The sequence below is a fragment of the Paenibacillus sp. alder61 genome, assembly GCF_020179875.1.
GTDB lineage: Bacteria > Bacillota > Bacilli > Paenibacillales > Paenibacillaceae > Fontibacillus > Fontibacillus faecis.
This window is the reverse complement of the sequence record NZ_JAIUDG010000010.1, coordinates 128,200-140,981: the sequence shown is the minus strand read 5'-3', so window position 1 is coordinate 140,981 and position 12,782 is coordinate 128,200. Positions and strand designations below refer to the sequence as shown.

The following is a 12,782-nucleotide window of genomic DNA, read 5'->3' as shown; positions in this document are numbered from 1 at the left end:
GAGGGAAGTATAAGGGGAATCTAGCGACTTCGTCAATTCATTTTTGATAGAAAACGGGAAAATAGTCATAGGCGCAAAGAACCGCTCCCCAGCAGGGCTAACCCCGTCCTGGAGAGCGGCTCTTTGCTCATTCCTTTTCGTCGCCCGACAACAGCTGCAGCAGGTTATCGGGAATCTTTAGTTTCTGATTGTCGAACAGCAGCTGAAACTCACCCTCGCCGGCATGTTGATGGGCCAGCTTGATCTCTTCCATCTCATGGTGCAGCTGCTCCATTTTCGTGTCCAATTCGTAGGCGGTGTCCGCCGCTGTTTTTAAATCCGCAAGCAGCCTTTCCGGGACGGACTCATTGTACTTGTAAAAGATTTTGTGCTCGAGGCTGGCCCAAAAATCCATGGCGATCGTCCGGATTTGAATTTCCACGCAGACCAGTTCCTCCCGATCGGACATAAAGACCGGCACTTCCACCAGCATATGCAGGCTTTTGTAACCGTTGGGCTTCGGATTTTTGATGTAATCCTTGATGGAAATGATCTTCAAGTCTTTCTGCGCCTGAAGCATCCGGCTGATCCGGTAAATATCCGAGATGAAGGAGCAGGTGATCCGGATGCCGGCGATATCGTGAATCGTGTGCCTGATATCCTCCAGCGAGCGGATTCCGCCCTTGCGGTACAGCTTTTTCATAATGCTTTCGGGCGATTTCAGCCTGGACTTGGTATGCTCGATCGGGTTGTAGTCGTGCAGGAGCTGGAATTCTTCCTGCAAAATTTCGATCTTTGTCTCCACTTCGTGAAGCGCGAATTTATACATCATCAAGAAGCGGGTGAGTTTCTTCTGAATGGCCTTCACTTGTTCCAGGGGATGCGAATGATCTATCATATCTAACCGTCCTTCGTACAAAGTTGTCTGGATCTTTCATACGTTCATTATACCTTAGGTTGCCGGCTTGCTTCCAGAAAGGCGGGGCGACCCTTGCGGCGGTTAGGGACCAACGGACCCTATCACGGCTTTCCTCCCAAAATCCTGCTATAATGAATGGGCTTGAATTTTAAGATAAAGAAGGTTTGTTTGATGGTCATGAAAAAAATAGACCTGGCTCAGGTGCAGCATGAGCTTCGCGCCTTTGTCGGAGACGCTGTCTATGTTCACAGCGAAGCAACGTCGTACGTCTTTGTCCGCAATTTCAAAATCCGCCTTGACGAGGCTTTTATCGCCGGCGGCCATCCCTATCGCGCCGCCCTGCGGTTTGACGGCCACGGCTGGCTGCGCATGGAGGCGCTCACCCACTACGAGGTCGATGAACAAGGCCGCCTGCTGCTGGCCGGTTTTGACGACCGAGGGCGGATGGATGTCGCACTCCATCTGGGAAAGGAGCCGTTCCCGGAATGATGAACCACACGGAACAGCACGGGGTGCGCAAACTGCTTGCGGTGTTTGCCCACCCTGACGACGAAACCTTTATTTGCGGCGGGACGTTGGCGAAATACGCGGGGGAAGGGGCGGAGATCACGCTCGTCAGCGCGACCCGGGGAGAGATGGGACGGCGCATGGGCAACCCGCCTTATTTGAACCGGGAAACGATCGCGGCGGCCCGGGAACAGGAACTTCGGGAGGCTTGCCGGATTTTGGGCGTCCGGGATCTGAAGTTCCTGGACATACGGGACAAGACGGTCGAATTCATCGATGCGGAACTGCTCGTCGGACGGGTTGAAAAATTGATCTACGAGATCGACCCCGACGTGGTCCTCACGTTTCATGAACAATGGGGAGGGCATCCCGACCATTGCGCGATCGGCAAAGCGACAACGGCGGCTTGCAGACGAGCCGGGCTGGAGGAGCGTCTGTTCTTTATTTCCTTCGGCGACATGATGGAGCGCCCCGAGCTCTTCGGTTACACCCGCACGGATGTTGTCAAAATCGATGTTTCGGCTCAACTTGAGCTCAAGCTGGCCGCTTTTCGCGCGCACCGCTGCCAGTCGGAAATCGATGAATGGGTATGGCTTCCGGATCGGGAGGCTGTCGCGCGTTTCGGCAAGTACGAGTACTTCATCAAGGCCGGCCAGACCGGTCAGGCCCGCTCGGAATTTCAACGTTCTTTTTAATCGATATCCCTCATTTTCGCTTAGGGGCGAAGAATGGGGGATTTTTTTATGAAAAAAATCATGTTTTTTACGAAAATCAAAAGGTAATTTAATCCACTTCTAGAATAGATATTGTATTGCAGCCTTGACGGTACATAAATACTAAATAAAGGGAGATGAGAGTTTGAACAGGAAAGTCATCGCTGGATTTTTAAGCTTCCTGTTAACGTTTACGCTGTTGTTGCCTGCGGCGGGAGCGCAGGAGCCATCGCTCCAACAGGAAGAACGGGCCGTACAAGTCTTATCCGGTTTGGACCGGAACATCGTATCGCTGGATACCCCGAAGCCGGAACTGAAGTTGAACCGAAATCAGCGGCAAAGTGAATTCTCTCGGTCATCTTCCCAATCTCTTTTACCTGATGAGGCCACTAAGATCGAAACGCAAGATACTTCTCCATCCGCTTCATTTCAACCCGAAAATTACGTCCCTCTGGCGGACAGTCCAGAACCCGTTACCGTCATCGTAGAATTGCGGCAGACCCCGATAAAAGTGTTTGAGGCCGAGGCGGAACAGGTTCAAAGCAAATCAAGCCTGATGGCGCCGTCCATCTCCTCGCATCTCGCCAAGATCCAACTGGAGAGGAGCACCTTCAAAAAAGCGGTGCAGCGCGAGCTGAACGCAACTATAAAACGCGAGTTTACCCAAGTGTTCAACGGATATTCGTTGACCCTGGCGGCAGACGAGGTCGAAGAACTGCTGACGCTGCCCGGCGTCAAGGCCGTCTATCCGAACAACCCGGTTTATGCCACCGCCGAGGCGGATACCGTGCTGACCCCGCAGGGCAGCGTCCCTTTTATCGGGAGCGAAACGCTTTGGGGGGAAGGTTTCAAAGGTGAAGGCATCAAGATCGGCGTTCTCGATACCGGGGCCGCGAAGGACCACCCCGACCTGGAGGGGGCCATCGTCCAAAATCCGGACGGTTATTGGGGATACGACATCGTCAACAATGACGACGAACCGTATGAAACCACGAAGGAGGATTTTTACAAGGCCCGGGAACTAGATCCGACCCTTCCCGAGGTGAACGAACTAGGGAAGACCTATTACACCTCGCACGGTTCCCACGTCACCGGAATTATTGCCGGCCAGGGCGTCGGCGCAGCCGGGATGGAGGGAGTCCTGGGCGTAGCCCCCGAGGCGGATATTTACGCTTATAAAGTGCTGGGTCCCTATGGAGGGGGATCGAACGAAGGCGTAATCGCCGGGATCGAGAAGGCCGTCGTGGACGGGATGGACGTCATCAACCTTTCTTTGGGCTCGGAAGGAAACAATGAAGCGTCCGCGGATTCCGTCGCCGTCAACAACGCGGTAAGAGCGGGCGTCATCGCGGTCGTAGCCAGCGGAAACGACGGCCCGGACGAAGCGACGGTCGGCGATCCGGGATCGGCCGAGCTGGCGATTACGGTAGGAGCCTCCAAACACCCGACGGAGACGCCGATCGTCAAGGTAGGCGGTTCGGACGACAGCGCTTTTTTTATGGAGACTTTCGATAAATCCCAGGGCATAGAAACCTTGACGGAAGAGTACGGATTGGTGGACGTCGGTCTCGGCAGAGCGGCGGACTATGAAGGCAAGGACTTGAACGGAAAAATCGCGCTGATCAAGCGAGGGGAGTTCTCCTTTGAAGAAAAAGCGACGAATGCCATAACTTCGGGAGCTGTCGGCGCCATAATATTTAACAATGTGCCGGGTGAACTGGAAAGCGGTACGCTGGGGGAAGTCGACGTGACGATTCCGGTCTACGCCTTGTCCGGGGTAGCGGGGGATCGAATCCAAGCCGAACTGGCCGCAAACCCCGAGCTGAGCGTCTCTTTTGGCAGTACCGTTGAACAGGATATCATGGGGGAATTTAGTTCGCGGGGGCCGGTGAAACCATCGTTTGATATCAAACCGGATATTTCCGCACCCGGCGTCCGGGTCCTTTCCAGCGTGCCCGAGTACGCGGGATGGTATGCGGCGCAAAACGGCACGAGCATGGCGGCACCGCATATCGCCGGGGCGTCGGCCCTGCTCAAAGCGAAGTACCCTAATTTGACGCCGTCGGAAATCAAGGCTTTGATGATGAACAACACGGTCAAGTTGAAAGACCGGCTTGGAGCCCGTTATAAACATATGGAGCAAGGGGCAGGACGCGTTTCACTCGAAAAAATCGTGAAGGCCAAGGCGGTCGCCATGACCGAGGAAACGACCTATAATGTAGAAGGAGAAGATTCGCTTACCCACTATACCGGCAGTATCTCTTTTGGTTATATTCCCTGGAGTTCGACCGGGGAACGGCAAATTACGGTCAAGGACATCGCCGGACAGGATTCTTCTTACGTCTTGAGTTCCGAATGGTATGGCTCCTCTCCGGTTCAAATCGAACTGTCCCGCACGCAGGTTGATGTTCCCGCGGGGGGACAGGAGGACTTTACCGTTACCGTAAAAGTACCCGAGCAAACGGATGCCGCCTATTACGAGGGCGAGCTGAAATTGCGGGATACGAACAGCGGCCATGAAATTCAAATGCCTATCGCCCTGTATATTGGGGAGGCGTCGAAAACGCATGCGGTTTCCGACGTCACGCTGAATCCGGACATTTTTTCTCCAAATGGAGATACATTGTCGGACGCTACGAAAATTTCATTTACGGTGAACACTCGAATATCGCTGCTCGCCATGGATGTACACGCGGCAGACGGCAACTGGATAGGGAATTTGTTCACCTTGGATCAAGATCTGAATCCGGGCACCTATAATCTGAATCAGCCTTGGGATGGCTCGGGACTGGACGAAGGCTTATACTATTTAGTACCTTGGGCGGCCGAGAAAGGAAAAGAACCGGTGCCGCTTGATGATCAGGCAGTGCCTTTCATTATTGATCGGGGCGCGCCTCTCGCGGAATTCGGGGAACCCGACATCGTCGTGGACGAATCCGGTCTCTCGGGGACCATCAGCGGCAAGATCACTCAAGATCTTTTGATCGATTTACTGGTTACTCCAGGGAATTTGTCCATCCCCGACGTGATCGGCGTAGCTGTTCTTTACGATAGCGCCAACGGCGAGAAAAAAGTGCAGATTGACGGAACGGTGGATGAGAGCGGGAATTTCACCATTCCGGTTCCCGTAACCCCGGGAGAGAACGTCTATGAGGTTTACATCTACGATCTCGCCGAAAACGGTATGATTGAGCCGGCCCGTATCGTCAAATATAAATCCGATATTGAAAACGCGGTTGTTCTAACGGCCCTGCCTGGCCGGGTACCCGCGGATCAATCGTTCACGGTGGACGTGGATTTTGGCGTTACCGAAGCGGTGTATTCCGCGAAGTTCGATCTGCTGTACAGCAAAAAGCTACCGGCGCCGGAGGTTTTGACAAGTGCGCAGTTGAGCGGACATCAGGCAAAATGGAATCCTGACGCCCAGCTGTCCGTATCGGAAGCGGTCTACGAGCATGCTCCGGAAATCAGCCGGTACGAATACTCCGTTGCCTTGAACGATACCCCCGGCTATACCGGAATCGGGTCCTTGGCGTCTTTCCGATTCGGGTCGGCACCGCAGGGGGAGTATGCTTTTGAGCTGACGAATCTCGTGCTGCTCGACCAGAACGGTCGGGAAATCCAGGCGGATTCCAAGCTTCAAACCAAAGTCACCGTGTTGGAGAAACCCTCGCTTCGGGTCGAACCGCAGGCGCTGTCCCTTCGGGAGGGGACTAGCGGGAAGCTGACCGTCACTTACCGGGATGCCGAAGGGAAGGAGACCGACGTGACGGCGGCAGCCGAGTATACGCCGGCCAATCTGGCACTGGTTTCCGTAGACAAAGGGTTGGTGACGGGGAAACAGGATGGCCGCACTTCGATAGAAATCAAATACGGTGAATTAAAGGTGGCGGCGAATATCACCGTTACGGATACACCGGAGCCCGGGGGCGGCGGCAGTAACAGTGGCGGCAGTAGGGGCGGCGGTGGTGGCGGTACCTTTACGCCGGCACCCGTAACTCCGAAAGCCGAAAAGGCGCCGGCCGGAGCTGTGAGAGTGGCGGTCAAGAGCGGAGAACCGACCCGGGTTTCCCTCGAGAACGGCTTAACGCTTACCGTGCCGGAGGGTGCGCTGCCCGAGGAGGCCGCGTTTGTTGAGGTGACGGCCGCTTCGGATGAAGCGACGTCCACGTTGCTCACCGGGCTGAACTTGGATACGGCGCTTAGACCGGCGGGCAAGTATTACGACTTTGCCTTGTTGGATAAGAACGGAACACCGCTGAACAGCGTTTCGTTCCGTCAACCGGCGACCGTGTCGATTCCGGTCGAAGCGCTCGCCGCAGCCAAGCTAAATCCCGCGAAGATCAGCCTGTTCAAGCTTCCGGAGCAAGGGCAGCCCATCCGGCTGGCGACCCGGCAGAAGGACGGCAATCTCGTGGCCGAATTGAGCGGCTTTAGCCGATACATGTTTATGGCGAAAGAGGTTAAGTTTCTGGACGTGACGGAGATGAATTATCCTTGGGCGGTGAATGAGATTGAAGTGCTTGCCGCGAAGGACATCGTGACGGGAAGAAGCGGGAATCTGTTCGGTGCGAAGGAACAGGTCACCCGAGCCGAATTTATCTCCCTCCTGGTGCGGGCGCTTGATTTGCAGCCGAGCGGGTCGGCCCAAGTATCGTTCCGCGACGTCCCGGCCGGCAGTTGGTATCACGAGGCCGTCCAAAGCGTTGTGACGGCCGGAATCGTGACCGGGTACGACAACCAAACGTTCGCGCCGGATCAAGCCATCACCCGTGCGGAAATGGCGGTAATGCTGTCCAGAGCGTTGAAGCATGCGGAAGGGAAAGCGGCAGCCCCGGCGGCCTTAGCTTTCTCCGACCAACAGGATATTCCGGGCTGGGCGAAGGATGCCGTTGCCCATGTGGCCGGTCAGGGGCTTCTGCAAGGCAAAAGCGGGAATCGGTTTGAAGGAGAAACGCTCGCCAGCAGGGCGGAGGCCGCTGTAGTGATGTATCGTTTATACGGAAATCAATAATACCAAGGGTTTGGTTCGAATTAAAGGGAATTGTTCCCGTTAATGATGTAGAATCAGAAGGTGGAAGTTTATATCTACAAATTGTGGGTGTTGGCAACGTATCCGAAACCCTATCACATCCTTGCCCAACGCCGATTCTTTAGTTCAACTTATCTGAGGGAATCATAAAAGTTTTGGCCGCTGGCATGCTGAAGCCGGCGGTTTTTTTTATTTTCATGTCACAAATCGCGAAGTAACGGTTGTCATATATGCGAATTCGGAACACGGGAGGTGATGGAGTGGATAAAAGAACAACGGTTGACGCAAACAGGGAGGAGCGCAGAGCGCTGATTGATGAATGGGCTCGGCAGGCGCAGGCGGGCTCCCAGGAAGCGTTTATCAAGATCACCCGCCACTTTGAGAGACAGTTGTATATCTATTGTTATTATCTCATCAAAGACCCTGAGGAGACGAAGGATGCGCTGCAGGATATTTTTATCCGGGCCTATCGAAATATCGGTGAATACCGGGGGGCCTCCTTCTCGGCATGGCTGTACAGAATCGCCTACACACACAGCATGAATGTGTTGAAGAAGAAAAAACGGGAGCAAAGGCTGGCGGACAGGTATCGGGATGAAGCCCGCCTATACACCCATACCGAACGGGATTCCGCCGTCATGGAACTGCTGGAGCCTTTGACGCCCGACGAGCGAAACCTGGTGCTGTTAAAGGCGGTGGAACAGTACACTTTCGAGGAGATCGGGCAGATTATGGATTGTACGGCTGTCGGATTGCGAAAAAAATATGAACGCATCCGTAAAAAACTGGTTCAATATGAACGAAATAAGGGAGGCGCGAAAATTGAAACGAACATCGGATCCAGCAGAGCGGGTTATTGAAAATTTGGAGTATATGATAAATCTTACGGAAGTGCCGGAATTAAACCTGGAAGAGAGGATTGTGGAAGAAATGAACAAAACAAATACAGTCAATCGTCATCGTCATCGGAAGAGCGGCATGATGAAAAAAGCGGCGGCAATCTCGGGAATCGCCGCGGCCTTGGGACTCGGGGTCGTCGGTAGCGGCTTTGTTTCCCCGGCTATGGCCAGCGCGTTAAGCCAAGTCCCGTTGATCGGCAACGTATTTCAGCAATACGGGGATGCGGGGCTTCAGGCAGGGGTAAAACAGGGGCTGTATCAGCCCGTTGACGCCGCAGACAGCCACGGGGGCATCACCCTGAAAAGTACAGGTTATATCTATGACGGGACGCGTATCTCCGTTGCCCTGCAAAGAGAAGGCAAAACGGATGACGGACTGCTGGGCGAAATTCTTTCCAACGGCGACAGAGTTACCGGCGGCAAAGGTGTAATCAAGGACATCAAAATGTTGGTCAACGGCGAGAACTATTTTGTCGGACGTTACATTTTGGAAGAAGGGGAAACCGGGGATTCGGCGATTCTGAACTTCAATGACTCCCTCCCTTTCGGTACCGGTACATCGGGTCATCCTGGAGACTTGGGGCGGCCGGCACTGGGTGAGTCCTTCGAGTTGACGCTTCAAGTGAACATGACGGGGGGCGACCAGCCTTATGTGCTGAAGTTTCCGGTGAAGAAGAACACCGAAAATCTCGTCTTGAACCCGCAATCGGTCAAATCCCATGACGGCTTCAGCCTCACCTTGGATAAACTGGAACTGACGCCGATCAGTACACGGTTGACCATGACCGGTGAAGGGGAGTTCAAGAGCCTCGGAGAAGAATACAAAATTCCTGACAAATATCTGTATGCGGGCAAGCATGCATTCGGGGTTCATATCTTCGATGAGAACAACAACCGGGTGGACGATCTTTACGATAACCGGATGAACATCATCGATGGAAAGTATCATATCGACTTCCTCTTTACGCCATTCAAAGAGAAACCGAAATCCCTTAGGATTAAACCTTATGTACAAAAAGTGGACCGTTCCTCAGGCAAATTCGGCGAAAAGGAATATATCAGCGAACTGGAATTCAAGGTGGATCTGAAATAGCGGTAACCCTTCTGAGAATCGGAAGATACAAGCAAGCCCAAATCTAAGAAACGGCCGGTAAGGATCCCCCTTACCCGGCCGTTTTGCTTTGCTGCCGCCTTGCGGCGGGACTATTCAAGTTTCGGGGTGGACTCCCGGAAAATCGGTTTCGTATAAATGTGGGACACTTGATGGGGTTGATTCGGATCATGAATCCGGGACAGCAGCATTTCCGCCGCTTTAACTCCCATCTCATTACTGTAAATATGAACAGTCGTTAAATGGGGCTCGACGATTACGGACTCCGGTCCGTTGTCAAAGCCGCAGACCACAATATCGCCGGGAATCGACAGGTTCCGGTTCTTGAGCGCCTTGATAACGCTTATGGCAATGTAATCGTTCGCACAAATAAAAACGGAAGGCAGCTTCTCCATCTCGCCCAGCCGCTCATCCATCCAACCGGGCTTGGAGGAAAACAGGCGGTCATCGTCTACGACGCATTGAGACAGCTTAAGCTCGAGGCCGGCCTCCGTCAAAGCGCGGTTAAAGCCCACCCATCGCTCGTTAAAACTCCGGCAGTGATTGTAATCCCCGATAAACCCCAGTTCCTTGTATCCGCCTTCAATCAGTTTCTTGGTCAGTTGGTATGTGCTGTGTTCGTTCTCCATCAACAGGACGTCGGCCTGAAATTCAGGGAAACATACATGGGCCGAGCAATCGATGAAAATGGTTGGAATTCCGAGATCGGTAATCAGTCTGCTGTATTCCAGATCAAACAGCTCGATGCAGACAATGCCGTCGACATTGGACTTGTCGAAATTGTTCGGAAGCGATAAAGACTCCAGTTCAATATCCCTGACGATATGGATCGACAAATTATAGCCCTCCGAACTGATTCTTTTCTCCAGGCCGCTGATCAGTGTGGAGCCGAAATGGGACGTATTGGGCAGATTCTCGGTTAAAAGGGCGATGTTTCTCGAATTGCTGCTCTTGGTTAAGAGGCTTTCGCTTTCCATGAACGCAAACTGTTTATATTTCAATTCGATCGCTTTTCTGATGACTTTGTTCCGGGTTTCATCCGGAATGCTCCCGCTTCCGTTCAGCGCTTTGGAGGCGGTGTTTCGGGAAATTCCCAGTGCGTCGGCGATATGCTGGATCGTAACTTTCTCCTTCGCCATTCTTTCACCTCGGTATCTTTACTTGATCTATTTCTATGAAGTGAGAACACGATGACTTCGACTCTTCCAATGTATAACAGTTTATTGGAAATAGCAATATATATTTTACAAATGCACATTTAGGTTTGCAAATGTAAATTTATATAATTTACTTTATACATGTTGTACATGCTCATTCAACAGCCTATATGAGGCGAGATAACTTAAATTCGCTAAATTTTGCAGTTTTATCACATTTTTCGCACACATTTGTAAATATAAATCCCATAATTATCGAATTGACTTTTACATATGCACAAAAATATTTTAACAAAATGTATTGACCTGAGCCTCGCTGTTTGTTAAATTGTAAGTGCATTCGATACATAAAGGCGGCCGAAAATGTTAATATGAAAGCCTTTACTGTTGACATATGCAAAGTTAGGAAGAACGGAGGCCATGAATTTGCAAAATCTGATGAACACCACCCAAGGGAAATCGGCGCTTGTTCACTCCGGCAAGCCAAATTGGATGAAATATTTGCGGAAGCATTCCTTTCTCTATTTGCTGCTAGCGCCGGCTCTGATCCTTACCCTTATTTTTAAGTACGGTCCCATGTACGGAGCGATTATCGCATTCAAAGATTTTAGTCCGATCAAAGGGATTCTCGGAAGCGAATGGGTAGGCTTTAAACATTTCGACAAGTTTCTGTCTTCTCCCAATTTTGAAGTAATTTTTATGAATACGCTTAAATTAAGCTTATTTGGTTTGATTTTGAGCTTTCCGGTACCGATTTTGCTCGCGCTGATGCTCAATCAAGTAAGGCGGGCGGGGGTCAAGAAGAACATCCAACTTTTTCTGTACGCCCCTAATTTTATCTCGGTAGTGGTCATTGTCGGGATGCTCTTCATCTTCCTGTCGCCGACCGGGCCGATCAACCAAATGTTCAGTTGGATGACCGGGGAGCCCATCATGTTTATGTCCAGGCCGGAGTATTTCCGGTGGATCTATATTCTGTCCGACATTTGGACGGGAGCCGGCTGGTCCTCCATTATATATGTGGCCGCTTTGGCCAATGTGGATCCCGAGCTGCACGATGCGGCCAACCTTGACGGGGCTAACCTGCTGCAGCGGATTCGAAACATCGATCTGCCGACGATCCGGCCGATTATGGCCATCGTCTTTATCTTGGCGGCGGGCGGGATCATGTCCATCGGCTTTGAAAAAGCCTACCTCATGCAGACGGCGATGAATTTGCCGACCTCGGAAATCATTCCGACCTATGTTTACAAAATCGGTTTGCAATCGGGCGATTACGCCTATTCGGCGGCCGTCGGTTTATTTAACTCCGTGATCAACGTGGTTCTGCTGGTTACGGTAAACTTTATCGTCAAAAAGCTAAACGAGGGCGATGGTCTTTATTGAGAAAGGAGCAAACAACAATGCCCATTAAACATTCCCGCTTCGACCGGTTTCTGCTGAAATTGAACGGGTTTTTCCTGGCCCTGGCCGTGCTGGTCGTAGTGATTCCGCTGCTGTATATCGTGGTCGCTTCCTTCATGGATCCCTCCGTGCTATTGAGCCGGGGCTTGTCCTTCCGGATATCGGACTGGACGCTGGACGGTTATCGGAAAATTCTGTCCAATCCGGCGATGATCCGCGGCTTCGGCAATGCGGTGCTGTATTCCAGCTCATTTGCGCTCATTACGGTAACGGTGTCCATTTTTGCCGGTTATGCGTTATCGGATGACCGCTTGAAGGGCCGGGGGTGGTTCATGACCCTGTTCCTGATCACCTTGTTTTTCGGCGGGGGGCTCGTTCCCACATACCTGCTTGTCAAAAATTTAGGGCTGCTCGACACGATTTGGGCGGTGATTATTCCGGGGGCCGTCAACGTGTGGAACATCATTTTATCCCGGACCTTTTTCAAAGGGATTCCCCGTGAATTGCGCGAGGCCGCCGATGTCGACGGCGCTTCGGAAGCGAGCATCTTTTTCCGGATCGTGCTGCCGCTTTCCAAACCGATTATATTCGTACTCATCCTGTACGCCTTCGTCGGACAATGGAATTCCTATTTTGACGCGATGATCTATCTGGACAACCCGAACCTGCATCCGCTTCAGCTCGTTCTCCGTTCGATTCTGATCCAGAACCAGGTGGACCCGGGGATGATCAGCGACCAGCTGGCCATGGCGGAAATGAAACGCCTGTCCGAGATTATCAAATATGCGGCGATCGTCATCTCCAGCCTTCCGCTGGTCATTATGTATCCGTTCTTTCAAAAGTATTTCGAGAAAGGTGTCATGGTCGGTTCCCTGAAATAGGGGGCGGCAGCACATATATGCAGATAAGTTGATCTATTAAATTGCATACGAGGCAGCCGTGTGAAATGTTCTTCCGATCGCTGTTGTTTCCAGATTTCATGAATTATTACCGAAGAAGTAGAAATCCGGTCACAAAGGCGAGCGAGGCTTATGCTTCCGAAGCAGCTTTCTTGCAGAAAG

9 protein-coding genes are annotated in these 12,782 nt (G+C 52.1%); 7 read left to right on the top strand and 2 right to left on the bottom strand.

All coding sequences use genetic code 11. From position 1 onward, the window contains the following. Positions 1–127: 127 nt before the first annotated feature. Entirely contained in the window at positions 128–877 is a 750-nt protein-coding gene (locus tag LBW89_RS12475) for a GTP pyrophosphokinase family protein (RefSeq protein WP_213506804.1), read from the bottom strand. 198 nt (positions 878–1,075) lie between these two features. Here LBW89_RS12475 and LBW89_RS12470 point away from each other — a divergent pair, with 198 nt between their 5' ends. From LBW89_RS12470 to LBW89_RS12450, 5 genes are all read left to right on the top strand, one after another. After that, positions 1,076–1,387: a DUF1806 family protein gene (locus tag LBW89_RS12470; RefSeq protein WP_412067002.1), complete on the top strand. Its 312-nt coding sequence runs from the start codon at positions 1,076–1,078 to the stop codon at positions 1,385–1,387. Further along, positions 1,384–2,100 (top strand): PIG-L family deacetylase, encoded by a 717-nt coding sequence (locus LBW89_RS12465; RefSeq protein WP_225039238.1) that lies wholly within the window; start codon positions 1,384–1,386, stop codon positions 2,098–2,100. Before LBW89_RS12470 ends, LBW89_RS12465 begins: the two co-directional genes overlap by 4 nt. Before the next feature lie 163 nt (positions 2,101–2,263). Then, the gene (locus tag LBW89_RS12460) at positions 2,264–7,132 is read left to right on the top strand and encodes a S8 family serine peptidase (RefSeq protein WP_225039237.1); all 4,869 of its coding nucleotides are present in this window, start codon (positions 2,264–2,266) and stop codon (positions 7,130–7,132) included. 278 nt (positions 7,133–7,410) lie between these two features. Next, positions 7,411–8,010, top strand: a complete 600-nt coding sequence (locus LBW89_RS12455) for an RNA polymerase sigma factor (protein ID WP_213506810.1) — start codon at positions 7,411–7,413, stop codon at positions 8,008–8,010. Further along, positions 7,973–9,142: a DUF4179 domain-containing protein gene (locus tag LBW89_RS12450; protein WP_225039236.1), complete on the top strand. Its 1,170-nt coding sequence runs from the start codon at positions 7,973–7,975 to the stop codon at positions 9,140–9,142. The genes LBW89_RS12455 and LBW89_RS12450 overlap by 38 nt, the downstream gene beginning before the upstream one ends. Positions 9,143–9,252: 110 nt before the next feature. On the opposite strand, the gene LBW89_RS12445 is transcribed toward LBW89_RS12450, so the two are convergent. Continuing rightward, on the bottom strand, positions 9,253–10,299 hold the full coding sequence (locus tag LBW89_RS12445) for a LacI family DNA-binding transcriptional regulator (RefSeq protein WP_225039235.1): 1,047 nt from the start codon (positions 10,297–10,299) through the stop codon (positions 9,253–9,255). A 510-nt stretch (positions 10,300–10,809) separates the two neighbouring features. Here LBW89_RS12445 and LBW89_RS12440 point away from each other — a divergent pair. Continuing rightward, positions 10,810–11,703 carry an ABC transporter permease gene (locus LBW89_RS12440; protein WP_373317715.1) on the top strand — a complete coding sequence of 298 codons (894 nt, stop codon included), beginning with the start codon at positions 10,810–10,812 and terminating at the stop codon, positions 11,701–11,703. 17 nt (positions 11,704–11,720) lie between these two features. Next, positions 11,721–12,602 (top strand): carbohydrate ABC transporter permease, encoded by an 882-nt coding sequence (locus tag LBW89_RS12435; RefSeq protein WP_225039234.1) that lies wholly within the window; start codon positions 11,721–11,723, stop codon positions 12,600–12,602. Positions 12,603–12,782: the final 180 nt, after the last annotated feature.

Excerpts from the sequence above, each read along its gene's own strand:
- LBW89_RS12475 (WP_213506804.1), bottom strand. The coding sequence starts at position 877 with ATGATAGATCATTCGCATCCCCTGGAACAAGTGAAGGCCATTCAGAAG.
- LBW89_RS12440 (WP_373317715.1), top strand. The coding sequence starts at position 10,810 with ATGAAATATTTGCGGAAGCATTCCTTTCTCTATTTGCTGCTAGCGCCG.
- LBW89_RS12445 (WP_225039235.1), bottom strand. The coding sequence starts at position 10,299 with ATGGCGAAGGAGAAAGTTACGATCCAGCATATCGCCGACGCACTGGGA.
- LBW89_RS12470 (WP_412067002.1), top strand. The coding sequence starts at position 1,076 with ATGAAAAAAATAGACCTGGCTCAGGTGCAGCATGAGCTTCGCGCCTTT.
- LBW89_RS12435 (WP_225039234.1), top strand. The coding sequence starts at position 11,721 with ATGCCCATTAAACATTCCCGCTTCGACCGGTTTCTGCTGAAATTGAAC.
- LBW89_RS12465 (WP_225039238.1), top strand. The coding sequence starts at position 1,384 with ATGATGAACCACACGGAACAGCACGGGGTGCGCAAACTGCTTGCGGTG.